We start from the raw sequence: 23095 nt of genomic DNA on the forward strand, positions 1-23095 counted from the left end.
TGTCTTTATCGGCTATCATCTCAAAATAATTGAGCAATTTGCAAGGTTAAATATGACTTATAAAAAACTTAACGTTCAAACTAAAGGAGAAGGCTTTTACGATGTAACAAGAGAGCTTCGTAAAATGGCCAAAGACCTCTTTTCAAATGAAAGTGGAATGATTCAATTATTTATCACGCATACTAGTGCAGGATTAACAATCAATGAGTCTTTCGATCCAAGTGCAAGAATCGATTTAGAAAATTTCTTAAAACATCTGGCCCCAAGGGATTTAAAATTTATAACCCATACAGACGAGGGCGAAGATGATTCACCTTCTCATATGAAGGCCATTTTAATGAATCAAAATCTTGGTATCATTGTAGAAAGGGGCGAACTTATTTTAGGAACCTGGCAAGGAGTCTATCTCTGTGAATTTAGAGATGACCCCAAGACCAGATCTATTTTAGTCAAACCGTTTTTTGATTAGGCGGCCTTCTTCTCTTCGCTTAAAGAAGCTGGAGAAGAATCACCTTCTAGAGAATCCAGAACCTTATTAGACATAAGAAGCTTCTTTCTTAAAGCCTCTCTAGAAATTCCCATCTCTTTTGCTGCTTTAGATTTATTTCCGTTATTTCTCTTAATCTCAGCAAGAATCATCTCTCTTTCAACAAGAGCAATTCTATCTTTAAGTGAAATGCTGAAATCACTAACAAAAGGAATTGATCCAAACATTCTCTGCTTGTGATTAAAGTCAAGAAGAGGTGTCGTTGTATTTTCAAGGGCAACTTCTGTAATAACGTGAGATCTTGGATTATAAAGAACAGCTCTTTCAATACAAGTCTTCAGCTCTTTAACATTCGCTGGCCAATCGTAGTCTTTCATCTTTTGCATTGCTTTTGGTGAAAAGCTTTTTAAAAGGAGACCTTGTTTTTTACATTCGATCTTTAAGAAATACTCAGTAAGAAGTTCTAGATCATCGATCCTTCTTCTTAAAGGCTCTATTGCAATATATGCACTTGATAAGAATTCATAAAACTCTCTATCAAAAGACCCCTCATCAACAAGCTTCCCAAGATCTTTTGAACTTGTTGCTATAATACGAGCATCTATATTGATTCTTGATTCAGGAATTCCTCTCTTCTTAATAATCTCATGAAGCTTTCTTTGCTGCTCGAGACTTAACTGGCTAACTTCATGCAGAAGAACTGTACCACCTTGATTAGAAGTAAGAACACACTCTTGTTCTCCTGGCCCCCAAAGTTTCTTTTCTAAATGGGCCACATCTTTATCTTCACAGTGAATGGTATCAAAAGAATGTAATCCTCTTGATCCTTCGTGGTGAAGAATCTTTGCATAAAGTGTTTTACCGACACCTTTTTCACCATGAATAAGAACTGGCTCATCAAGGTCTTTAATTTTAATAATTGAATTTCTAAGACTTCCCACGTGAGGATGCTTACCAATAAGCGCGAATTTTCTATCAAACGGTTGAGAGAATCTTCTTAACTGTGAAGTCTCACTAATTGGATTGAAACCATGAAATACCGAAGAGAAAACAAGGGCAAGAACCTTCATTGTCTTTTCATCTTCAATGGTAAAACGATCTTGGTTTCTCTTATTGATAACTTCAATAACACCAATGATCTTATCTTCTCTATTGTGAATTGGATGGCAGATAATTGACTTCGTTTGAAATTCGAGCATTTTATCAAAACACTCATTAAATCGTGAACTATCATTTTGCACATCAATATTAAGGGCCACGCCTGTTGTAAAAACAGAACCAGCAATACCTAGTCTATAATCAAATTTCAACTGGTCCTTATCACAGCCAAGAGCTGCAATGGCCTCTAATTCATTATTCTCAGGATTGATCAGAAAAATTGAAGATCTTTGAGCGTTCATGATACGAACAACCTCTTCTAGCATATTATCAAGAAAGCCTTCTTTATCACCAAAATGAGTAATGTCCTTAAATAGAGAGAGCAGCAGCGAGAACATTTCAAAGCCTTCACTTGCCTTGGTATAACGCTCTTTTAACGCTGAATCGATAAGACATTCTTTCAAGCGCTCACTTGAAAAGCTTAGAATATATTGTTCTAAAAATTTATGAATCTTTTTCTCTTCATCAATTTCTACACCATAGATAATTTCTTCATCTTCAATTGTATTAGAAAAAGCACGAACAACCTGCCCTGTTAGGTCTAGGTGATACTTCTTAAATTGAAGTGAGATTGTAAGAGGCGTACCAACTGAGATTCTCTCTTTCGTTGAGAATCCAAGTCCTGTCACTGAGATATCTTGTAACTTTCCGTCCTCTATATAAACATCATTTCCTAATTCATCTTCCTTTTGAATCAAAAAGCGCAGATCATCTGCCTCTTCAACTGGAATTCTAAATGACTGGTAAAATTTAAACTCTTGAAAACTTGCGAGCATAACTCACTCCTAAAGATTGATGGCCTTTCCTCTTAGACATTTCGGTTGAGAGAGAGCAAAACTTAAGCGTTTTGCCTTAAAAATGAGGCAAGAAGACTAAACAAAAGATTGTGAATGGCAAATGAATGAACTTTCAACGACTTGCGACACGGCCCTGAGATATTTTTTTTTCCTTAAATTCTTTTTTCTTTTGGTGATTATTCAAAAAATGTGTATAAAACTTCATTACTTATCATTATTTTTTCGGGAGATGGGCCTTGTTATTTGAAGGATCTGAAAAGAAGTGCGAACTCATTGTTGATAGTTCAAAAATCAATTTGAGAGAACTAGACAAAGAATTCTGGAAAGAGCTCGTTGCTAAGTGCAACGCAACTATATTATCAACGATTTCTAATGAACACTGTGATGCTTATCTTTTAAGTGAATCATCTCTCTTTGTATGGAAAGATCATTTTCTTCTCATCACTTGTGGTCAAACGACATTGATTGATTCGATTGTTTTCTTCCTAGAAACCCATGGCCAAGAAGCCGTAAGACAATTGATCTTCCAAAGAAAGAATGAGTACTTCTCTTATCTTCAGCCGACAACATTTTTCGATGACGTAAAGAAACTTAAAAAAACAATTGATGGTGAAGCTTACCGCTTTGGAAAAATTGATGGACACCACAATTACCTATTCCACATTAATAAGGAATACAAACCAACAAACTTGGATAAAACTTACGAATTGCTGATGTATGATATTTGTCCAAAATGCATCGAAGTACTTACAAAAGAAAATCAGACGAAAGAAGTCTTAAGAGATTTTCTAGCACTTGATAAATTGATTCCTGGCTTTATTATTGATGACTTTGTCTTTGAACCATATGGATACTCTCTTAATGCGATTAAAGACGAGCACTACTTAACGATTCATATCACACCTCAAGAGTCGAGTTCATATATTAGTTTTGAAACGAATTTCGACCTTGTTGAAAAAATCAATATCCCACTTGAAGTCTTTAGACCGGGATCATTTGACCTCATTACATTTAACTCGGATAATATTCCGCAACTGATAGCGCAAGTTCCAGATGCATATACTGATAAGAGAAAAGTCCAAGGAGAGCTTGGATGTGGATACACAGTAACGTTTTCTCACTTCTACAAACATGTACAAGAAACACTTGCCCCTTATAAACTTGAGGAGTTTTAATTATGCACTCAAATCTATGGATTGAAGAAAAATTTAGAGACTTTTATGGAATGAGATATAAAGTTGAAAACGTTCTTTTTTCTGGAAAGAGCGAATTTCAAACTGTTGATGTCGTAGAAACAAAAGGACATGGAAAAATGCTCCTAAACGACGGTCTTGTTATGGTTACAGAGAGAGATGAGTTTGTTTATCACGACATGATAGCTCACGTACCTCTTTTTGTTCACCCTAATCCGAAAAAAGTTCTCGTCATCGGTGGTGGTGACGGTGGAACGGCCAGAGAAGTTATTCGTCATGAAAGTGTTGAAAAATGCGTCATGGTTGAAATAGACAAAATGGTTGTTGATGCTTGTCTTGAGCACATTCCTCTTACGAGTGAAAAACTAAGTGATCCAAGAATTGAGCTTCGAATTGAAGATGGTATAAAATACGTTAAAGAAACGACTGAGAAATTTGATGTTATTCTCGTTGACTCTACTGATCCAATTGGACCAGCTCAACCACTCTTCAATGAGAGCTTTTACCAAGATATTTATAACTGTCTAACAGACAACGGTATTGTTGTTTCACAGGGTGAATCTCCTTGGTATGAGCAAACAATGCAAAAGAAACTTGTATCAATTAAAAACAAGCTATTTGAAAAGACATTCATTTATAACTTCGTAAACCTAACCTATCCAGGTTCATTTTGGAGTTTTACTTTTGCAACAAAAGGTCTTCACCCAATAGAAGACTTTGATGCTAAAAGAGTGGCCGCGAGCGGTCTAGAATTTAAGTATTACAATGAGCAAATTCACAGTGGAGCATTTGCACTGCCTACATTTCAAAAGAAAGAGCTCGAAGGTCTTATTCAAAACTAGGAAATTCTTATGAACTACTGGCTAATGAAAAGTGAACCAGATACTTTTTCAATTGATGATTTAAAACAACGTCCAAAGAGTACAGAACACTGGGATGGGGTGAGAAATTATCAGGCCAGAAACTTTATGAGAGATGAGATGAAAAAGGGAGATCTTGTTCTCTTCTATCACTCTAGCTGCAAGGTTCCAGGAGTCGCTGGAATAGCAAAGATAGTTAAAGAAGCCTACCCTGATCATACGGCCTTTGATAAAAATTCAAATTACTACGATCCTAAATCAAGCGAGGAAAATCCTCGCTGGTTTATGGTCGATGTAAAATTTGAAAAGAAATTCAAAAAAGTAGTGACTCTAAAAGAACTTAAAACATTCGAAGAGTTAAAAGAAATGAAACTCTTACAAAAAGGCTCTCGTTTATCAATCATGCCTGTAACAAAAGAAGAATTCGACTTTATTCAAGGTCTCTCTTAACTTTCAATAAAAAATTCTCAATTTGAAATTTTGTAGAAACGCCTGACCTTTTGGTGAATAAGTGAAGGCAAGTAAAAGAAAAAAGACGGAAAGAGTAAAGGCTAAAAAGCCAAGAAAAAAAAGTCCAAAAGTCCCAACGCGGGCCTTAAATGTTTGATCATAATAAGCATGTAATGAATGCTTAGATGACTTTTTATTTCCTTGTGATGAATAATCGTGGGCAAAACTCATAACTCCTCCACCTTAATTATCGTCATTCCAGACGAGAACCTTAGATGGAGGAGATAAGTATTTATTTTTTGTTATCTGAAGTCTTTAAATAGGTATAACCAGCGAGACAATCCTCATAGAAGTCTATCAGGCGAACACCTTCTCTAGGATTGATACTGCCACGAACAACTTCCTTATCAATGGCCTTTTTCACAGTGAAGGCCATAAATTGTGGATTGTACTGCATTGTCGAAAGTACAAGCTCTGCAGAAGAGCCCTTGATAACTTCTTCAATATAGAACTTCTTTGGGTCCTCTTCGTGCGAGTACACGTGAACTTCATTTAGACGACCAAATAAGTTATGCATATCACCCATAACATCCTGATAAGCACCCGTTAAAAAGATACCTAAGTAATAAGGCTCATCACTTTTAAGCTTATGTATCGGGATCGTTTTTCTCTCACCCTCAAGGTCGATAAACTTATCAATTTTCCCATCACTGTCACAAGTGATATCAACTAAAGAAGCGTTCTTCGTCGGCTTCTCATCTAGGCGAGAAATCGGACAAATTGGCAATAACTGATCAATGGCCCAACTATCAGCGGCCGATTGAAAGACTGAGAAATTACAAAGATATTGGGCCGATAAAAGCTCATCTAATCCCTGTAAGTCTTCAGGAACAAATTCCTGATCATCGAGCTTATCATTGATCTTTTTAAGAACTCTCCAATAGAGAGTCTCACTCTTGGCCCTTTCTTCCAATGTAATAACACCGAGCTTGAAACCGTTATTCACATCATCTTTAATCTGAATAGCATCATTATAAGCCTCTTGAAGAGAAGAGAGTTGATCAATATTCTCTTCAAGATCACGCATATTCGTAACCAAAATATGCTCACCCGTAGTTCTCTTTGTATCGAGCGTTTCGGCCGTGTTATCAATCTCACCGACTACATTTGTGACAAGACATGAGTGATGCGCAGTAATGGCACGCCCACTTTCAGTTACAATATTTGGGTGTGGAACAGCTTCGATATCACAGATCTGTTTTAATCCGTAAACAATATCAGAAACGTATTCGACAATTGAATAGTTAGTCGAAGATTCATTAGTCGTTTTAGAACCATCATAATCAACACCAAGTCCTCCCCCAACATCGAAGTACTCGATTGGAACATTCATCTGGTGAAGTTTAGCATAAATTCTACCACCTTCTTGGATCGCCTCTTTAATAGAGCGAATGTCTGTAATTTGTGATCCAATGTGAAAGTGAAAGAGTTTAATACAATGATCGAGACCTTCAGCTCTTAAAAATTGAATGGCCCTAAGGATTTCAGCAGTAGTTAGTCCAAACTTAGCGCGATCACCACTTGAACTCTCCCACTTACCTCTTCCTTTAACAGTCATCTTCGCACGAATTCCAATCATTGGTTCAACACCCATTTGGCGTGAAATCTCAACAAGTGGTTTTAATTCCGAGAATTTTTCGATAACAACGACAACTTTCCTCTTTAACTTTCGTCCAATCATAGCAAGACGAAGATACTCTTCGTCTTTATAACCGTTGAGAACAGTAAGAGAGTTTTTATTATTATTGTAAGCGAGAACACTTAGTAGCTCTGGCTTCGAGCCTGCTTCAAGTCCATAATCAAATTTAGCACCGGCATCGACAATCTCCTCGACAACTTCGCGCATCTGATTAACTTTAACAGGATAGACCCCAAGAAAACGCCCTTCGTAGTCGGCCTCTTCGATAACATCACGAAAGACCTTATTGATGTGCTTTACTTGTGAACGCAAAATATCATGAAAACGAATAACAGTTGGAAACTGAACACCCATTGTTTTCATCTCTTCTATAACTTCTTTAATGGCAAAGCTCTGTGTAGCTTCCTTACCGTTTGGGTTAACTGTTAGGCATCCATCTTCACCGATACCAAAATATCCATTACCCCATTTTGAAACGTGATACGTTGCTTCAGCATCCTCTACTGACCACTTTGAATCACTCATAGTCACTCCTACTTATTGAGAATTAAAATTAATTCTCTTACTACCTTCGCAGCAAAAACGTCACTATTACCAGATTGATCAATTGAAGGAGATAGCTCAACAACATCACAACCTACAAAATTCTTGTTTCTTAAGATCTTAATCAATTTAATAAATGAATGAAAGTCCTCTCCTCCCGGTTCAGGTGTACCTGTTCCAGGTAGAAAACTTGGATCAAAATAATCGAGATCAAGAGTCAAATAGACTGGTCGATCATCAGCAATTTTTTCAACACTTTCAATAAATTCAGCGCGAGAAGTCTTAATCGTTTTATTTTCACGCATCCACTCATATTCTTCTTTTGTTCCAGAGCGAATTCCATACTGAATCAACTCATGGCCTTCTTGAAAATGGTCGAGTGATCTTCTTATAATTGAAGCATGTGAATAATGGTAACCTTCATAACCGTCACGAAGATCAGCGTGAGCATCTAAGTGAATAAGAACAAGATCAGGATATTGCTTTAAGTAAGTCGCAATAGGAGCATAGGAAATTGAATGCTCTCCACCTAGAGTTAGAAGCTTTATTCCATCTTTTTTAAGATTAATATCGTTGAAAACGTCGAAGAAGTAATCTGTTGCAGTTTGCCACATTTCTTTAGCATCTTCAGAATCTCCAAGCGGAAGGTTCCCAAGATCGTAAAAAGGTTTCCCTTCACTTGTATCCATATCGAGATAAGGAGAAAAACTTTCAATTCCATCACTGACATCTCTTAGCGCATCAGGACCTTCTTTTGTGCCCTTTCTAAAACAAGCAGTTCCATCAAATTCAAAACCTAAAATATGAAGTGAATCACGATAGATTTCTTTCGCTTCAGTTGCAAAATCATAAACGGTAGAAGGGGTCTTAAAATCTTTTAGATCGCCCTTCACGATTTCTTTACTCATAGAATTTTACCTCACAATTATTCCTACTAAGTAAGCGTAACCAAAGGCTTGGTCAACTAATTCCTAATGGCCAGATAATTTGTATCTTAATTAGCTTGCTGGTGGGTTTGCTCACCTTCCTCATGAGACTTTTCGAGGGCAACATTCACCTCTTTTTCATCTCTTAGGTCGTGTAATAGAGCATAGTGAATCGCTTTTTTAAAGCGCTCCCAATAAACTTTATGTTTACGGTTATCACTGCTTGGAAGCTCTAACGTATAAGTAGGAATTGAACGCTCATTACCAGCGTAATTTCCTAAACTTCCAGGGAAGAAAGGATAGTTCTTGATTCTATAACCCTTGGCCTCACGACTCATCTGTAAGAGCAGTTGAGTGGCCTTATGAGAGATTTTCACCCCCAACTCTTCCGGCCCATCATAATCAAGAATTGTTAAAGGCGCATGTACTGAGAGGATCTTATTTGGCCCATAGCGTTTGATGAGATTCACTTGAAAAAGTGTTTCAGGTTCACTAAGTGGTTTCTTCCCAGGGAAACGTCTCTTATCTTTACTGTAACGGTGTTTCCAAAGTCTAAGAGCGTCTTTACTCCAGTCTTTTGTTGGAAAGTTTCTATTGAGGTCGACTCCTCTCGCGTTAGTCCTTGTAGGTCTTCTAATGAAGAATGAGTCAGGGCTTACAATAGGAGCAACAACGATAAGTTTATTTTTAAGCTCTTCCTGACCCGGCTCAATTCCGGCCTGAATGCGCTCAAGGTGGCGAATGACATCAAAGCAGAATTTTATAGGAGTAATTTCATCACCATGAACTCCACACATAATCATCGTCATATCTTTTTTATTTTTCTTATGAGCGGCTTCATCCCCAAAGACAGTCCAAATAAGAGGATCACCTTTATAAGAATTTCTTACGTGATGCCAGTTATAATCTTCACAACGTGAAAGACCCCAACCCCAGTGAAGAAACTTCTTATCAATTTTTCTACAGTAATCACGAACGGCCTTCGTATGTTTGATTTCTTTTTTTGGTAATTGATCCAAAGATGTAATCTTAGGCTTCGTAATCTCAAGATTTTTTTGTGCGCTGTCAGTGTGATCTACGAGTTCTTTCTTTTCATTTGAAGAAGTGGCGTTTTTATCACTTCCCATCCAACCTAGGGGATTTAACTTGTTCACAGAACAAGAGCTCAAAAGAATTGAAAAGACTAATATAATTAAATGCTTCATCATAAGTACCTATCAGTTTTAATCTTAACACATTATAATGATTAAGAACCGAAACAAAAGAAGTTTTATGCGAACACCAAAACTTTTGATCTTCACTGAAAACCCACTGCTATACAGCGTTAAAAGGCTTTGGACCGAAGCTCAATTTCTAAGTCTAAATATACAAAATGAAAACCCATTTAAGGACTTTTCCCATCAATCTCTTAATGATTGCGACATCATTCTCAATAGAATTAGTGGTATTCGTTATACAGACACTGATCTCGATCTTTGTGCCAGTAAATTGGCCTTCAATGACCCTCACAAGACCTTGGCCCTTCGCGACAAATCAAAGCAAGCACGCTTCTTTACAGATAACTCCATCGCTCACCCACAAACTCAATCTCTTGATGATTTTATGCAATTGAGCTCACAAACGATCAAGGCCCCTTATATGGTAAAGCCACTAAGAGGAAATCAAGGACGAGGTATTTTATATATAGATGGAAATGAAAAACTAGAGGCCTTTTACAGGGAGAAAAAAGAGCAAAGTGATACGCGCTATATTGTTCAATCATTTGTTAAAAAGATCCGCGAGTGGAGAATTCTCTTCATTGGAACTGAATGCCTTGGTGCACTTGAAAAAACTGAACTCTCACTTATTGCCAATGCTTCCAAAGTAAAATGTCAGTATAGAGAAGTTAGTGAATTACCAAAAGCACTGATTGAATTGTCCTTGATGACCCATGCTCAAAGTGGACTCTTCTACAGTGGCATCGATATGATAGAAGATGAAAATCAAAATTTTATTGTCTTAGAAATCAATACGACGCCTGGATTTGAAGTTTTTGAAAAAGAATCAAAGCTTAATATTGCGAAAAACTTATTAGAGCAAATGCTCAAAGAGCGCCGCAGGAATCTTAGCTAGATAGTAGAGAATTCTCTTTCCCAAACCAACGCGATCAAACTTAAGTCTATCAAAGGTCTTCTTGTCTTTTAAAAGAAGAGAGTGCTTAAGCCTTCTCTGTACATTTTCGCGTAGATCATCAGCAAACACATAATTATCGCGACAAAAAAGAGCATGTTCCATGTTGTAATTATTTGAACGTGGATCGAAGTTATAGCTACCAACGATAACTTTTTTACTATCAATAATGAAAGTCTTCCCATGGGCGCCCCATCTTTGCTCAGTGAGGTCTTCTTTAAAAAGTGGATAATCAGAGAGTGATACTCCCGCGTACATATGAACTTTAAGTCCGCGATCAATCCACTTAGAGACGATATCATAGAAGCGACTTCCCACAGGAATCGCATCAGAAGAATAGAGACTATTTGTTAAAATCCTAACGTCGATCTTTCTTTTAAGTAAGTCTTCAAAGATTTCACGAGTATCATCATCAAAGAGAAAATAGGGAGTCTCAATAAGAACGCTTCTTTTGGCGTTTCTTAACATATTAAAGATTTCATACTTAAGAACGCGAGACTTCTTTGTCTTTCTCTTACCAACAGATGGTTTATCTGAGTAATAGCCAAGATCTCGACAATAGTATTCGTAACTCTTATTAATCTTTTGTGCTTCAAGATCCATCCAGAAGTTTTCAAGATCAACAAGAAGCTTATCATTCTCCTTCATCGCGAGAAAATTCTTTGCGATCTCTTTACGTTGAATCCAGCGGCGGAGGGCATTTTTAAATCGCCATTCATCGTGAAAGTTACTCTTACCAGCTCGGTTATAACGTTTCTCCTGAGGCCTAGACTTCCTTTTAATGATTTTTGTGTATTTTGAATTCCAAAAGGCATTGAATGTCCCTTGAACGGCTTTTGCCACAGGACCCTTTACTAGAACATCGCGATCAATGAAATTATAGTCATCGCTCAAATCATAATATTCATCTCCAATATTACGTCCGCCGACAATGGCCATCTTCCCATCAACAATAAATGACTTTCTATGATTTCTATATTGAATACGATTAAAAAAGATAAAAGGGAGCGTATTAAAGAATCGAACTTTAACCCCAGCATCTCTTAATTCATGAGTGATGAAAGGATCTACTGTTTTAGAAGCGAAAACCTTATCGAGGAGAAGACGTATCTCTACCCCTTGTGCCGCCTTACGCATGAGTGCATTCAGTATAATTCTACCGCTGTTGTCATCTTCAAAGATGAAAGACTCGATCTCAATAGACTCCTTGGCCTGATTGATGAGATCATATCTCTCTTTTAAAGCGAGCGAGCCATGGTTGAGAACCTTTAACAAGTGCTCTTCTTTCGATTCAAAAGAAAAGACGGAATCGCTGGCCTTAGTCCCTGAGATTAGGACAAAAAATAAATTTAAAAGTACAAAACATCTATACACTAATTTCCCCAAATTAGTTCATAACAAGCACAACCTGACACACGGCTTCATTTTGCACAATAAAAAGGTAGTATCATGTAATAACTACACCATTATAATTTCAATAACTTGGAGCCATAAAGTTTTCCATCTAAAGTTTTCACTTAAGGACCCGAAAAATAGTTTGGCTATTCAAATTTTTTATGTAAAATATAAACAGGAGTAAGGATAGCAATATGTATATTTGTATCTGTAATGGAATCACTGAAGAACAATTAAAGAGTGCTGCTAAAACTAGTCATTCACACAAAGACGTCTTAAAGAAATTAGGCGTTGGTGATAGCTGTGGTATTTGCTTAATTGATGCTCTTGAAAAGATTGCTCCTGAATCAGAACTCAAATCGAGCGAGTCTGTAACAATTTCCCCTGTTTCAAGTAAGTAACCATTGTTCTATTGCACAGACTCCGTGCACTCCCTATAATCAATAATGTACCCATTTAAATTAACTAAAAATGAGGAGATTCCATGAAAGGTAATCAACAAGTTATTGATGCACTCAATGCTGTATTAACAAAAGAACTAACGGCCATTAACCAATATTTTCTTCACGCACGTATGCTCCAAGACTGGGGTCTTGAAAAGCTAGGTAAGCTTGAATACGATGCCAGTATTGATGAGATGAAGCACGCTGATGAGCTGATCAAGAGAATTCTTTTTCTTGAAGGGCTACCAAACCTTCAAAAGCTTGATCGCATTAAAATTGGTCAAAACGTCACAGAAATTATTGATGCTGACCTAGAAGTTGAGTACGCTGCGATTCCTCTTCTAAAGCAAAATATCGCTCTTTGTGAAAAAGAAGCTGATTACGTTTCAAGAGAGCTTTTTGTAGAGATCCTAAAAAGTGAAGAAGAGCACGTTGATTGGCTTGAGACTCAAAAAGATCTGATCCAAAAAATTGGAATCGAAAATTACATGCAATCACAATTAGATGATTAATATTAAAGGCCCTTCATGAGGGCCTTTTTTATTTCTTCTTTTCTGCTTGATCACCTAGTCGAATAGGCCGTTTAAAAAAATCATTCAACTCCAAAACCAAATCCGACCTTGAAATAGATGAAAAGCAATAGCCGCTCTCAACATGCTTTACCATTGGAAGAAGTTCTAATTGCCTTTTTTTAGAAACCTCTCTATCGTAGAAAAGTCCAACACTCGTGTTGAGAAAAACCGCATCGACGCGACCGAGATAGAGAAGCTCAAGCAGTTTTTCCACATCAAAGACTTCCTTTAACTGTACAAGACCAGAATCAACTCGCTCTTTTAACGGCGTGACAGTAAAACCAAATAAAGTGCCGACAACTTTAATATCACCTTTCTCTTTAAGCCTGTGTCCCTTTAAAGAAAAGAGACCATCAGTATAGGAAATAATTGGTTTTGAGTAGATAAAACTCTCCCCGGACTTTTTGTCATTAATCCAAAGAGGATTGTCGGGAAACATCAGATCAACTTGCTTTTCTTTAAGCTCTTTATTTGCCCGAAGATAAGGGAGTACCTTGTATTGAACAGAGTAGTTTTTCTTTTGAAAAAACTGATCGAGAATATCTCTAGCAAAGCCTTTAAACTCACCATTTTCAATATAATAGAGAGGATGATACTGAAGTTTCTCAATGGCCACCACAACTCTGTTCGACTCTGTTGCAAAAGAGTCTATGGCAAAAAAAAAGAATAGGAATAAAAACAAAGTTTTCATTGTTCTATTATATCTTATAAAGAGGATTTCAAGAGTAATTTTTATTAAATTTAAAGCTTTTAATCAGCGAAAAATCGATTACTTTTAACGACATAAAGAGAGAGGAAAATCAGCCCAGTTCCCACAATGAAACTTGGGTTGAAATTCATATTTTTCGTCCATAAAAAGTTTAAAACAATTCCTAGGGGGATGACCATATTATTCATTACGGCCAAAACACCATGAGAAACTTCACTGGCCCCTTTATTCCATAGGTAATAGCCAATCCCACTTGCACCAAGACCTAGCCATAATAGAGCAAGCCACTGAGATGAGCTTGTTGGAATTTTAGTAAAGTCAGAAAATAAGAAACAAAGTGGTGTAACAAAGACAATGGCACCCAAATAGAAATAAGAAAAGACACTCATTTGATCAATACCCTTCATTGACGATGAAAGAGAAAGTTTACGATAAACCACTTGCCCAATCGCAAATGAAATATTGGCGCCTTGAACGAGAAAAAAACCCAACAAAAAGTTTGAATCAATACCTTTATAGCGAATGATAAAACTACCTATGACGGCTATAAGAGCTCCAAGAACATTTTTTAAAATGAACTTTTTATCAAGAGCATTACCTATAAGTGAAATATAGAGAGGCGTAAATATAGTAAAAAGAATCACTTCATAGACTTTTAAATAAGTAAAAGACTGATAGAAAAAAAGATACATCAGTCCAACTTGAACTGAGCCAATTCCCATTAACTTTAACATTATTTTTCTGTTTACCCCTTTAAACTTAGTAAAGGGAATAAACAGAACAAAGGCCAAAATAAAGCGCGATAAAATAGCGATGTAATTATCAACGGCTCCCGAGAGATACTTTCCAATTAAAGTAAATGAAAAGGCCCATAAAAAAGAGCATATCCACAATTTAATCACTCTACGCCTTTTGATACTTTGGTAATCTTGAAATCATCAAAATTGGAATAATCAAAAAGAAGGCCCCAAAATAATATGGAGTATGAGAACCGTAGCGCCAATAAATGACAGAAGCAACCACAGGACCAACAACTCTTGCTAAGGCCCCAAGAGATCTAAAAATACCAATACTCTTTCCTTGGTATTGAGATGGCGTATACATACTCACAAGACTCGTTAGACAAGGTATTGCCATTGAAGATCCCATTGCTAAAAAGAAGAGACCTAAATAGAGGATGCCAATAGAGTAAGTCTTACCAATTAAGAGTAATCCAGGAATAAGAAGGATTAGTCCCATAACGGCCATCTTCTTCTCACCTACTTGATTGGCCTTTCTACGAACAACTCCACCTTGAACTAAAGCAATGATCAATCCGATAAAAATGAACATATAAGCGTTATCCATTGAAGAGAAGCTCATTCTTTCTACTGCAAGAAATGTCAGAGTAAACTCCATTCCAGAGAAGGCCGCTAAGAAAAAGAAATGTCCAAAATTTGTTAAATTCACACCAGCATAAGGGAGTGGCTTAAATAGTTTAATCGGATTGAACGTTCTATCCGTTTCGTGAGTACCACGTTTATCCTCTGGAAGTGTTTCTTCAAATTTTTTCCAAATATAGTAAAAGTTAAAAAACGACAAAATGGCAGCAAGTGCAGCGGGTAGTGAAAATGGGTTCACACCAATTTCTTTAAGAGCGGGATAATATGAAGAAAGATCCCACATAGAAAGAATTCCACCGAGGGCCGGTCCAATAATGAAACCAAGAGCAAAGGCAATACCAATAATGGCCATTCCCTTTGAGCGGTTCTCTTTAGAGGTAATATCAGCAACAACAGCTGTAGCAGTTGAAATATTTCCTCCCATAATCCCGCCGATAAAACGAGCTGCGATTAAGAGAGTAAATGATCCTGAGAAAAACCAAAGAACATAACTTAAGGCCAAGCAAAAAACTGACCAAAGGAGAATTGGCTTTCTTCCAAGTCTATCAGAGAGTGTTCCCCAAATAGGAGCTGCAATAAATTGTAGTAAACTATAAAGAGCTCCAAGAGCACCACCAAAGAGAACAACAGAGTTCATCGTCTGCATTCCACCGGTATTGGCCCAAGTTGAAATCGTATTAAAGATCAATTGTAAAAAGTAATTATCTCCATCCACTGTCAGATAGTGTTTTGCAAGAGCTGGAAACAGAGGAAAAATAATTGAAAAACCGACGAGATCTAAAAAGAGAGTTAAAAAGATGATCTTTAACGTGAGCTTTGTTTGATCACTTAAAGGCTCGGCCTTCATTTCCTGTTGTGGCATATCCATATATGTATCCTTTTCCATTTGATAAAAATCTTCTTTACGTGTTTTAACATCGGCCAGACTTTGATTCTTAATAAAGCCAGCAAAGTCATCACACCACTTATCATCATCATTTAAACATGGAATAAGGTGAACATCCCCACCCCACTCTTTCGCTTCAACCTTAAGCTCATGTCCAAGTTCATCAATTGTTTCTAAACAATCGGCGACAAAACTTGGTGCATAAACGGCCAAGTTCTTCTTATTTTTGTTTTCGATTAAATCTTGAACATACTCATCAGTATAAGGAGTTAACCATTCTTCAGAACCAAAGCGCGATTGAAAAGTCATATGAACTTCATCGGCATTGGCATGTTTTAAACGATCACGAATGAGAACAAAGGTTTCATAGCAGTGCTGATAGTACGGGTCTTTTTTAAAGAGAACTCTTCTCTTTGGAATCCCATGAAAAGACATGATCAGACCATCAAACTGACCTTGCTCCTTAAGTTTAGCGATATGCTCGTCAACGATACGAACACTATTATCGATAAAGGCCCTTGAACGGTGAAAATTTGTCATTACTTTAAGATTTGGTATTCTCACTCTCTTTTCAAGAACACTAGTAAGCCCATCAATCCCAGAGGCAATAGTACTTTCTGAATATTGTGGGAAAAGAGGAACTGCAAAGAGTTCACTGGCTCCATTTTCTCTCTCATCGAGATCTTCTTCCCAGTCTGTATAGACTTCGTGAACACGTGGTGATGAAAGTAAAAAAGCATGATTGACTTCAATATCGTCACAGTCTTTAAGGCGAGCATCAATTTTCTCACTAAAGCTTTTTGTAATTTCGATTAAAGGAAAACTTCGACCATCCCAAATTCTCGAATAAAGAGCAGCAGATCTTTTTGGCCTAAATGGAATGACAAAGAGGTTGAGAATAATCTTCCAAACGAAGGGATTAATATCCACAACTCGCGGATCGCCAAGGAACTCTTTGAGATATGCGCGCACATCAGGAATTTTTGGAGATTTTGGAGATCCAAGTTGCACAAAAACAACTTTTGTTTTACCCTCTTGGGTTCTTTGGCTTAGTTCCCGTAATTTTTTCTGCACAAGACACCTTTCCACTACAAAATTATTATGATCTAAGTTATGTTGAGAATGACTCAAATATCACGTAACATATCAAATTTTAAATACTAGGACTAGGAAAATGGCAAAAGCGAAAAAGAAGGTCACTAAGGCAAATTCGAGACAAAAAAAGGGAGCTCTCTCAGAGGGGCGTTCAACGAATGAACTCAAAGATCTAGCCCTTGGGCAGAGCAATACAGAATATCTCATGAGCTATGCTCCAGAGGTTCTAGAAACATTTCCAAATAAGAACCCTGGTCACGATGCGTGGACAACATTTGTCTGTACAGAGTTCACTTCTCTGTGTCCAAAAACAAATCAGCCTGACTTCGCGCGCATCTACATCAACTATATCGCCGATGATATCATGGTTGAATCAAAATCGTTAAAACTCTATCTCTTTAGCTTTAGAAACCATGGGGATTTCCACGAAGACTGCGTGCAAAAAATCTGTAATGACTTAACAAAGCTGATGAAGCCAAAGTATCTTGAAGTTATCGGTGAATTCACTCCACGTGGTGGAATCTGTATTTACCCTTATGCTAGCTCGAGCAATCGCTCTAAAAAGTATAAAGACTTAAAAGATAAGCGTTTCATGGAATATGCTCCAGGGAAATACTCGATGGATGTTTCAAAGATCTATTAACGATTGACATCGATCCTTGCAGATAAGAAAATAGACCTATCATTAGGAGATATATATGTTTGGACTAGGTATTGGTGAAGGTCTTATTATTTTGGCCGTCGTCCTATTAGTTTTTGGTGGAAAGAAACTTCCAGAACTTGGAAAGTCTATGGGTGAGGCCATCAACGGTTTCAAAAAAGGACTGAAAGACAGCAGCGAAGAAGACAATAAAAAAATCGCCGACAATTCAAAAGACGACAATAAAAATTCTTAATACAACAAGGCCTTCACCGAGAAGGCCTTGCTCTTTCTAAAAGTCGCATAACAATCGACTCTTTATCATTCATTTCTTTTAATTCCTCTTCTAACAGCTCATATAATTGATCATATGATAAATCTTGATATGACTTTTCATCACGCGCTAATAGGAACTGTGCGTAGCGAATGGCACGATCTTTCAACTTACCATTACTTGGCTTAACCCACATCATCATATTCCCTTCGTAACGGCCAAGCCTTCCCATTAGAATAGTCGAATGTGCGTTCATAAGCATCTTCAAAAAAAGTGTCCGCATCCAATGAGAAGACTGTGAAAATGAGATATCAATTTCGATGTCCTGAAAATAAATCATGATTTTATTTTCGCTATAGGGAAAATCAACGCGCAGTGATTTCTCTCTTTTCTTATTATCGAGTAAAAATGAAAACAATGCCTTTCTCGAGTAGCGCCCCTCAAGCTCATTCCAATCCAACGGACGCTCGCTGCGCGATAAGATGGCCCTAAAGAATTCGCTTCGACTATAAGCTCGATTGATTTTGCAATAAACAAGAGAGTTAAAAGAATCTTGCTTTCTTTCAAAAGGACGAAGGTTAAAAGTTGGTGCCCTCTCAGTGGTGTCAGTTAAAATATTGAGATAATCTCTCTCATCACAAAAATAATCGACGGCCCCATTATTCAAATAAATATCACTCTCCCACAGAGTAAAAGGAACCAAATGACGATAATCCAATAACTCATGTTCTTTTACGAGAGATTCAAAACGACTCTCTAAAGAATCTCTATGAAGGCCAAGGGCACACTCCAAAGAGAGTGCACAAAATATGAGCTGAACGCTCGTTGCCTGCAACCTCGTTGAACCGCTTAGCGCCATGGGTCCACATGTCAAATTAACTTTTTTTATGCTCTCATTTTCAAGCACAGAGCGTGAGCGCTTAATTTGCATTAATTGATCATCAGGATTGCAATAAAGAAAATAACTAACAGAACACAAAGATGCTGCCTCTTCAGTGGCACCGATGACAAAGGGAGTTTCACCGCCTTCAGTGATTCCTATAAAAAGATCAATCTCCTTTGGTCTTAGTTCATGCAATTGCCTTAGACCATATTCGGGATGATCTTCAAACGCTTCAATCGATTGGACAAGTGCGTAATCACCACCGCACATGAAACTTGTTATATGGGCCTGATAGTACTTTTTAAAAAGATGCTCAAGCAACAGGGCCAAACGACCCGTAGCACCACAGCCACAGAGAATAATTCTGCCCCCACGAGAAAGCGTTTTTTCTATATCCAATGATAATTCATGAACTTTTGAAAGGTTTTTTCTTAAAGAACAAAGAGCAAGGGAGTCCACTTTTTGAAAAGTCTCAAATGCTTTTGAGAGAGTTGAAGGACTTTTGGCCAGCTCACTTAGATTTGTCGTCAACTCATGGGAAGATTCACTAACCAAATTACCAAGCTGATAAATTTCACGATCTTCCATACGAGATTCACTGATAACAACCCCCTTATGGATTGTTGCCCAAAGTGGAATTATGATTCTCTAACTAACTTTATTAGCTCATCAATATCAAAAGGCTTGATAATGATACCAGTGGCCCCAGCATCGATGAGACTTTTCTCATCAATATCCATCGCCCCTGTTGAAAAAAAGAATTTTGGAAATGAGTCCCTATCAAATAGAGAACTTAACTTTTCAAGGAATTCGCGACCAGACATTTCAGGCATCATATAATCACTTACGACAACATCAACTTCTTCGGTCTTTAGAATCTCAATGGCCCTCGGCCCATTATCGGCCCCAAAAACACGAAATCCTTCGAGTTCGAAGGTTTCCACACAAATATCCAAGAGATCTTTTTCATCATCAACGATTAAGACCGTGATTTTTTCATCACTCATTTTAGACTTTCTCCATCACCATCATTTATTCTATTGTAAACGAAGGTTATATAGAGAGAGAAATAAAAAAAGGCCCCATGGACAAGGAGCCTTAGAATTTAATCTTTTCTTAAGGATGTATATCTAGGATTATTCAATAATCTCTAGAACAGAACGCTTCTTAAGTTTTGTTGAAGCTGCATTAAGAATAGTTCTTAAAGCACGAGCTGTGCGACCTTGCTTTCCAATAACCTTACCAAGATCACTCTTGTCAACTTTGAGTTCGACAACAGTTGTCTGCTCGCCAATGATTTCATTGACTTCAACATTCTCTGGCATATCCACAAGCGCTTTGCTTACGTATTCAATCAAATCTCTCAATTCACTCATACTCAAATCCCGAAAAAAACAAGTTAAAAAACTTTAGCGTTAACAATACCAATTTCAATAAATTCTATTCTATAAATAAAATCTTGAAAAAGGTACTCTTTTTTTCGCTTAAGCTAAAACTTTGTTCTTTTTCAGTAGAGTTCTAACTGAATCAGAAATTGTAGCTCCACCTTCAAGAAGAGTCTTAATTCTGTCGGCCTTAACATCGATCAAGTTGTTTTCAGCAAGGTGTGGGTTGTACTGTCCAAGCTTCTCAATAAAACGACCGTCTCTCGCGTTTCTTGAATCAGTTGAAACGATTGTATAAATTGGCTTGTGTGTTCTACCACCACGTTGCATTCTAATTGTAAGCATTTATCCTACTCCTACATCAGTAATAACATTAACGAATTTGTAAAATATAGATATTTCCTAGAGAAATCAACCTATTTTTCGCCGTTTTGGCCTTTTTTCCCATTAATTATAGGCCTTGGCACTTAAGTCTTGTCACAAGGTGACTAAAATCTCCACGAATCTTTTCCATAACTGATTGCTCAATACGTGTTTGGTTGCCAGCAATCACTGCCCCTAAACGAATTTCATTACGAAGAGCTGAATACCTCTCCTCATAAGCGCTTAAACATGAAAGGCTTTCCTTTGTCGCGACAAGGTGACAAACAAATTTATTGGCCGCAACCTCAGTACTTAAAAGTCCAACTCTCATGACAAAGTCCTGATCATCCATATAACCAGAATTGAAATCATCGACATAACCAACGAGCTCATCGTAGGCATTTTGAAAAAGCTGACGACAGTCTGCATCAGAATATGTTGCAGAAGCTGAAATTGAGAATGTAAAGATTGCTGTTATAAGAAGTATATATCGCTTCATAAGTCCTCCAAATTAAAATGAGATGGAGGAATATAGCACAAGGCACAACAAGATGGTTGTGCCTTGTAAATTTTATTTGAAATTAAGAAAGAAAGCTTTTGAGCATCCAGTTTTCTTTTTCAAGGAAGGCCACTTGCTCATCACAAAAAGCAACAGTCGTTGAGTCATCTTCTGAAACTTCGGCAAGTGACTTAAATTCCTTTCTAAGAAAATCAAAATCAGAAAGAAGATTTTTAGCAACGTAAGCCGCATCAAAATCAGTCGATCCGTCTTCTTGTAAACGACTTAGTTCTAGTACTTGCTTTAAAGTAACAATTGGCTTTCCCTCTAATTGAAGAACTCTCTCAGCAAGCTCATCATAGATTGTAGCAAAGTGGTTGTAATACTCTTCTGTCTTATCGTGCATACCAAAGAAGTATGGCCCTTTTACATTCCAGTGATAGTTTTGAATTTTAGTATACAAAACGTGGATGTCGGCCAGTAGCAAGTTCATTGATTCTGTTGTTTTACTCATATATCCCCCTTCAAGGTTTTCATTAAATTACATTTACTATTATCGACAATTCTAATGGAAAATAAATTCAATTTTGTCCATATGGTGATAGATATTCTCTATCAGTTCTAAATATTGATCAAATCTCAACTCTTATTGATTTGTTTTATAAATAGACCAATAATATGACTATGAGCTTAATCAACTTTCATACTCATTCTGGTAATCAAACCTTTGAAGAAGGGCCAGAAATCCACTCTCTTAGCTGGCCAGAAGAGAATCACGAACTCCTTCACGAACAGGGCCTCTTTAGTCTAGGAATCCACCCTTGGTCACTAGGTCAAAAAAAAATTGACTGGGATGAATTTGAACGAATGATTCTTACAATTTATGAGAGGGACAACTTCTTTGCTCTTGGAGAAACGGGAATTGATCTTGTTAAAAAAAATCATCTTAAAGAGCAAGAAAAAATATTTGAAAAACATATACAACTGGCAAACAAAATTCGAAAACCCTTGATCATCCACTGCGTACGCGCTCAAAATTTAATCATTAAGTATTCAAAGAAATATATCAATCATACGCCCTGGGTACTACATGACTTTAATGCCAACGAGCAAATGATAAGCGATATGGTGAAAAGAGATTTTTATTTTTCTCTTGGCCCAACAATTTTGAAAGAGACAAGTAAAATACGACAAAATATTCGCCTTGTTCCCATTGATCGAATTTTTATAGAAACAGATGATTCCAATTATTCTATTAAACATATGTACAATGAAATGGCCTCTCTTTTAAAAATAGACGTGAACGCTCTAGCTAGTGAGATTGAAAAAAACTTTCTTCGACTTAAATACTTTGATGAGTTTACTAAGTCCTAACCAGTGATGCCGTTAACTTCTCTAAGAGCACATCTCCTTTTATAGGTTTTACTATATAGCTATCAACACCGACATTTAAGGCCTGTATCACATGATCTCTCTCGCGATCGGAAGTGACCATGATAAATGGGACATCTTTAAATCGATCATCAAGACGAACGCGCGAAAGCAATTGAAGCCCATCGACATTTGGCATTTGCCAATCAGCAAGAATCACACCAACAGGCTCAAACGCAGTGTAGGATTCATTTAAGACTTCTATTGCACGCTCTCCATCGGAAACGCTTAATACATTTTTAAAACCTTTTTTAAGAAGAATCTGCTTAATGAAATTTCTTGTATCGATACAATCATCAACAATTAGAATTCTTAGTGATGAACTAACTTTCATAAAGAGCTCCTCTATCTATTTATCGACTCTTTTTTTAATTAAATTATGCCAATAGCTAAGATGTTCAATACAATGGTCAATAACTCTATAGAGTTCTTTTTTATCAATAGGTTTTTCCAAAAAGTAGCGGGCGCCATTGTTATAGGATTCAATGGCCGTGATGAGAGTTTGATCGGCTGAGAGAGCAACTATCTGAATCCCCTTTTCTACGATAAAACACTCTTTGATTACATCCCACGCCAAGCGACCATCATCAAGATGGATATCACAAAAGGCAAAGTGGATGACACTCTTTGAATTATCAATATATTCTCTCGCACTTTGAAGCGTGTTTCGATAAACGACATCGACATCTCCGGCATAGCGAAGAGTTACATAAGTTTCAATCAGCTCGTGAATGGATGGATCATCATCAACGAGAAGGATTTGAAAAGGTGGTTGAAAAATCATCAAGGGCTCCCGACATTTTAAAATTATTAACTATTAGACCATAAAGCGAAAATAAGTTACCTTAATTTGGGC

The 23095-nt window shown here is 37.1% G+C and carries 27 protein-coding genes; 10 read left to right on the forward strand and 17 right to left on the reverse strand.

The features are described 5' to 3' along the window. Positions 1-52 precede the first annotated feature (52 nt). Positions 53-469 carry a secondary thiamine-phosphate synthase enzyme YjbQ gene (locus HBN50_RS08875; protein ID WP_273869333.1) on the forward strand — a complete coding sequence of 139 codons (417 nt, stop codon included), beginning with the start codon at positions 53-55 and terminating at the stop codon, positions 467-469. Here the strand turns inward: HBN50_RS08875 and HBN50_RS08880 are convergent. Next, complete coding sequence (locus HBN50_RS08880) at positions 466-2421, reverse strand: sigma 54-interacting transcriptional regulator (RefSeq protein ID WP_273869334.1); 1956 nt, start codon at positions 2419-2421, stop codon at positions 466-468. The two genes, HBN50_RS08875 and HBN50_RS08880, sit on opposite strands and share 4 nt — an antisense overlap. 257 nt (positions 2422-2678) lie before the next feature. On the opposite strand from HBN50_RS08880, the gene HBN50_RS08885 reads away from it, so the two are divergent. From HBN50_RS08885 to HBN50_RS08895, 3 genes are read left to right on the forward strand one after another with little or no spacing between them, the layout of a single operon-like run. Then, positions 2679-3617 (forward strand): adenosylmethionine decarboxylase, encoded by a 939-nt coding sequence (locus HBN50_RS08885; protein ID WP_273869335.1) that lies wholly within the window; start codon positions 2679-2681, stop codon positions 3615-3617. A gap of 2 nt (positions 3618-3619) precedes the next feature. Beyond that, a complete protein-coding gene (gene speE, locus HBN50_RS08890; RefSeq protein WP_273869336.1) occupies positions 3620-4477 on the forward strand; it encodes a polyamine aminopropyltransferase in 858 nt (285 codons plus the stop codon). A gap of 9 nt (positions 4478-4486) precedes the next feature. Next, complete coding sequence (locus tag HBN50_RS08895; protein ID WP_273869337.1) at positions 4487-4945, forward strand: EVE domain-containing protein; 459 nt, start codon at positions 4487-4489, stop codon at positions 4943-4945. A gap of 3 nt (positions 4946-4948) precedes the next feature. On the opposite strand, the gene HBN50_RS08900 is transcribed toward HBN50_RS08895, so the two are convergent. From HBN50_RS08900 to HBN50_RS08915, 4 genes are all read right to left on the reverse strand, one after another. Beyond that, entirely contained in the window at positions 4949-5176 is a 228-nt protein-coding gene (locus tag HBN50_RS08900; RefSeq protein WP_273869338.1) for a hypothetical protein, read from the reverse strand. A 61-nt stretch (positions 5177-5237) separates the two neighbouring features. Continuing rightward, the gene (speA, locus tag HBN50_RS08905) at positions 5238-7169 is read right to left on the reverse strand and encodes a biosynthetic arginine decarboxylase (RefSeq protein WP_273869340.1); all 1932 of its coding nucleotides are present in this window, start codon (positions 7167-7169) and stop codon (positions 5238-5240) included. An 8-nt stretch (positions 7170-7177) separates the two neighbouring features. After that, positions 7178-8095, reverse strand: a complete 918-nt coding sequence (gene speB, locus HBN50_RS08910) for an agmatinase (protein ID WP_273869341.1) — start codon at positions 8093-8095, stop codon at positions 7178-7180. Positions 8096-8181: 86 nt separating this feature from the next. Then, positions 8182-9321 (reverse strand): M14 family zinc carboxypeptidase, encoded by a 1140-nt coding sequence (locus HBN50_RS08915; protein ID WP_273869342.1) that lies wholly within the window; start codon positions 9319-9321, stop codon positions 8182-8184. Between the two features lie 64 nt (positions 9322-9385). Here HBN50_RS08915 and HBN50_RS08920 point away from each other — a divergent pair, with 64 nt between their 5' ends. Next, a complete protein-coding gene (locus HBN50_RS08920) occupies positions 9386-10225 on the forward strand; it encodes an ATP-grasp domain-containing protein (RefSeq protein ID WP_273869344.1) in 840 nt (279 codons plus the stop codon). Here HBN50_RS08920 and HBN50_RS08925 read toward each other — a convergent pair. Then, positions 10184-11656 (reverse strand): phospholipase D-like domain-containing protein, encoded by a 1473-nt coding sequence (locus HBN50_RS08925; RefSeq protein WP_273869346.1) that lies wholly within the window; start codon positions 11654-11656, stop codon positions 10184-10186. The two genes, HBN50_RS08920 and HBN50_RS08925, sit on opposite strands and share 42 nt — an antisense overlap. A gap of 215 nt (positions 11657-11871) precedes the next feature. Between HBN50_RS08925 and HBN50_RS08930 the strand changes: the two genes are divergently transcribed. Further along, positions 11872-12078, forward strand: coding sequence for a (2Fe-2S)-binding protein (locus tag HBN50_RS08930; RefSeq protein WP_273869347.1), 207 nt, complete (start codon positions 11872-11874; stop codon positions 12076-12078). A gap of 83 nt (positions 12079-12161) precedes the next feature. After that, entirely contained in the window at positions 12162-12632 is a 471-nt protein-coding gene (gene bfr / locus HBN50_RS08935) for a bacterioferritin (RefSeq protein ID WP_273869348.1), read from the forward strand. A gap of 28 nt (positions 12633-12660) precedes the next feature. Here the strand turns inward: bfr and HBN50_RS08940 are convergent, their stop codons facing one another. The 3 genes from HBN50_RS08940 to hemH are packed head-to-tail and all read right to left on the reverse strand — an operon-like array spanning position 12661 to position 16758. Continuing rightward, complete coding sequence (locus tag HBN50_RS08940; protein WP_273869349.1) at positions 12661-13383, reverse strand: transporter substrate-binding domain-containing protein; 723 nt, start codon at positions 13381-13383, stop codon at positions 12661-12663. A 59-nt stretch (positions 13384-13442) separates the two neighbouring features. Continuing rightward, on the reverse strand, positions 13443-14303 hold the full coding sequence (locus HBN50_RS08945) for an EamA family transporter (protein ID WP_273869350.1): 861 nt from the start codon (positions 14301-14303) through the stop codon (positions 13443-13445). A gap of 1 nt (position 14304) precedes the next feature. Beyond that, positions 14305-16758 (reverse strand): ferrochelatase, encoded by a 2454-nt coding sequence (gene hemH, locus HBN50_RS08950; protein ID WP_337961800.1) that lies wholly within the window; start codon positions 16756-16758, stop codon positions 14305-14307. 211 nt (positions 16759-16969) lie between these two features. Between hemH and queF the strand changes: the two genes are divergently transcribed. Then, the gene (queF, locus tag HBN50_RS08955; protein WP_443135170.1) at positions 16970-17407 is read left to right on the forward strand and encodes a preQ(1) synthase; all 438 of its coding nucleotides are present in this window, start codon (positions 16970-16972) and stop codon (positions 17405-17407) included. Between the two features lie 55 nt (positions 17408-17462). Further along, a complete protein-coding gene (locus HBN50_RS08960; RefSeq protein WP_273869354.1) occupies positions 17463-17660 on the forward strand; it encodes a Sec-independent protein translocase subunit TatA/TatB in 198 nt (65 codons plus the stop codon). Between the two features lie 13 nt (positions 17661-17673). Here HBN50_RS08960 and HBN50_RS08965 read toward each other — a convergent pair whose 3' ends face one another. From HBN50_RS08965 to HBN50_RS08990, 6 genes are all read right to left on the reverse strand, one after another. Beyond that, positions 17674-19149: a hypothetical protein gene (locus tag HBN50_RS08965; protein WP_273869355.1), complete on the reverse strand. Its 1476-nt coding sequence runs from the start codon at positions 19147-19149 to the stop codon at positions 17674-17676. A gap of 50 nt (positions 19150-19199) precedes the next feature. After that, a complete protein-coding gene (locus tag HBN50_RS08970; protein WP_273869356.1) occupies positions 19200-19568 on the reverse strand; it encodes a response regulator in 369 nt (122 codons plus the stop codon). Positions 19569-19697: 129 nt separating this feature from the next. Then, positions 19698-19937: a KH domain-containing protein gene (locus tag HBN50_RS08975; RefSeq protein ID WP_273869357.1), complete on the reverse strand. Its 240-nt coding sequence runs from the start codon at positions 19935-19937 to the stop codon at positions 19698-19700. Positions 19938-20045: 108 nt separating this feature from the next. After that, positions 20046-20291, reverse strand: coding sequence for a 30S ribosomal protein S16 (gene rpsP / locus HBN50_RS08980; RefSeq protein WP_337961801.1), 246 nt, complete (start codon positions 20289-20291; stop codon positions 20046-20048). Between the two features lie 106 nt (positions 20292-20397). After that, positions 20398-20808: a hypothetical protein gene (locus HBN50_RS08985; protein ID WP_273869358.1), complete on the reverse strand. Its 411-nt coding sequence runs from the start codon at positions 20806-20808 to the stop codon at positions 20398-20400. Between the two features lie 82 nt (positions 20809-20890). Further along, a complete protein-coding gene (locus HBN50_RS08990) occupies positions 20891-21322 on the reverse strand; it encodes a Dps family protein (protein WP_273869359.1) in 432 nt (143 codons plus the stop codon). 170 nt (positions 21323-21492) lie between these two features. On the opposite strand from HBN50_RS08990, the gene HBN50_RS08995 reads away from it, so the two are divergent. After that, positions 21493-22182, forward strand: a complete 690-nt coding sequence (locus tag HBN50_RS08995; protein WP_273869362.1) for a TatD family hydrolase — start codon at positions 21493-21495, stop codon at positions 22180-22182. Here HBN50_RS08995 and HBN50_RS09000 read toward each other — a convergent pair. Then, positions 22172-22573: a response regulator gene (locus HBN50_RS09000; protein ID WP_273869363.1), complete on the reverse strand. Its 402-nt coding sequence runs from the start codon at positions 22571-22573 to the stop codon at positions 22172-22174. The genes HBN50_RS08995 and HBN50_RS09000 overlap by 11 nt on opposite strands. A 15-nt stretch (positions 22574-22588) precedes the next feature. Next, entirely contained in the window at positions 22589-23023 is a 435-nt protein-coding gene (locus HBN50_RS09005; RefSeq protein ID WP_273869364.1) for a response regulator, read from the reverse strand. Positions 23024-23095 lie beyond the last annotated feature (72 nt).

Origin of the sequence: Halobacteriovorax sp. GB3, from assembly GCF_028649655.1 — a bacterium.
Lineage (GTDB): Bacteria > Bdellovibrionota > Bacteriovoracia > Bacteriovoracales > Bacteriovoracaceae > BSW11-IV.

Excerpts from the sequence above, each read along its gene's own strand:
- HBN50_RS08875 (WP_273869333.1), top strand. The coding sequence starts at position 53 with ATGACTTATAAAAAACTTAACGTTCAAACTAAAGGAGAAGGCTTTTAC.
- HBN50_RS08880 (WP_273869334.1), bottom strand. The coding sequence starts at position 2,421 with ATGCTCGCAAGTTTTCAAGAGTTTAAATTTTACCAGTCATTTAGAATT.
- speE (WP_273869336.1), top strand. The coding sequence starts at position 3,620 with ATGCACTCAAATCTATGGATTGAAGAAAAATTTAGAGACTTTTATGGA.
- HBN50_RS08895 (WP_273869337.1), top strand. The coding sequence starts at position 4,487 with ATGAACTACTGGCTAATGAAAAGTGAACCAGATACTTTTTCAATTGAT.
- HBN50_RS08900 (WP_273869338.1), bottom strand. The coding sequence starts at position 5,176 with ATGAGTTTTGCCCACGATTATTCATCACAAGGAAATAAAAAGTCATCT.
- speA (WP_273869340.1), bottom strand. The coding sequence starts at position 7,169 with ATGAGTGATTCAAAGTGGTCAGTAGAGGATGCTGAAGCAACGTATCAC.
- speB (WP_273869341.1), bottom strand. The coding sequence starts at position 8,095 with ATGAGTAAAGAAATCGTGAAGGGCGATCTAAAAGATTTTAAGACCCCT.
- HBN50_RS08915 (WP_273869342.1), bottom strand. The coding sequence starts at position 9,321 with ATGATGAAGCATTTAATTATATTAGTCTTTTCAATTCTTTTGAGCTCT.
- HBN50_RS08920 (WP_273869344.1), top strand. The coding sequence starts at position 9,386 with ATGCGAACACCAAAACTTTTGATCTTCACTGAAAACCCACTGCTATAC.
- HBN50_RS08930 (WP_273869347.1), top strand. The coding sequence starts at position 11,872 with ATGTATATTTGTATCTGTAATGGAATCACTGAAGAACAATTAAAGAGT.
- bfr (WP_273869348.1), top strand. The coding sequence starts at position 12,162 with ATGAAAGGTAATCAACAAGTTATTGATGCACTCAATGCTGTATTAACA.
- HBN50_RS08940 (WP_273869349.1), bottom strand. The coding sequence starts at position 13,383 with ATGAAAACTTTGTTTTTATTCCTATTCTTTTTTTTTGCCATAGACTCT.
- queF (WP_443135170.1), top strand. The coding sequence starts at position 16,970 with ATGAGCTATGCTCCAGAGGTTCTAGAAACATTTCCAAATAAGAACCCT.
- HBN50_RS08960 (WP_273869354.1), top strand. The coding sequence starts at position 17,463 with ATGTTTGGACTAGGTATTGGTGAAGGTCTTATTATTTTGGCCGTCGTC.
- HBN50_RS08965 (WP_273869355.1), bottom strand. The coding sequence starts at position 19,149 with ATGGAAGATCGTGAAATTTATCAGCTTGGTAATTTGGTTAGTGAATCT.
- HBN50_RS08970 (WP_273869356.1), bottom strand. The coding sequence starts at position 19,568 with ATGAGTGATGAAAAAATCACGGTCTTAATCGTTGATGATGAAAAAGAT.
- HBN50_RS08975 (WP_273869357.1), bottom strand. The coding sequence starts at position 19,937 with ATGAGTGAATTGAGAGATTTGATTGAATACGTAAGCAAAGCGCTTGTG.
- rpsP (WP_337961801.1), bottom strand. The coding sequence starts at position 20,291 with ATGCTTACAATTAGAATGCAACGTGGTGGTAGAACACACAAGCCAATT.
- HBN50_RS08985 (WP_273869358.1), bottom strand. The coding sequence starts at position 20,808 with ATGAAGCGATATATACTTCTTATAACAGCAATCTTTACATTCTCAATT.
- HBN50_RS08990 (WP_273869359.1), bottom strand. The coding sequence starts at position 21,322 with ATGAGTAAAACAACAGAATCAATGAACTTGCTACTGGCCGACATCCAC.
- HBN50_RS08995 (WP_273869362.1), top strand. The coding sequence starts at position 21,493 with ATGAGCTTAATCAACTTTCATACTCATTCTGGTAATCAAACCTTTGAA.
- HBN50_RS09000 (WP_273869363.1), bottom strand. The coding sequence starts at position 22,573 with ATGAAAGTTAGTTCATCACTAAGAATTCTAATTGTTGATGATTGTATC.
- HBN50_RS09005 (WP_273869364.1), bottom strand. The coding sequence starts at position 23,023 with ATGATTTTTCAACCACCTTTTCAAATCCTTCTCGTTGATGATGATCCA.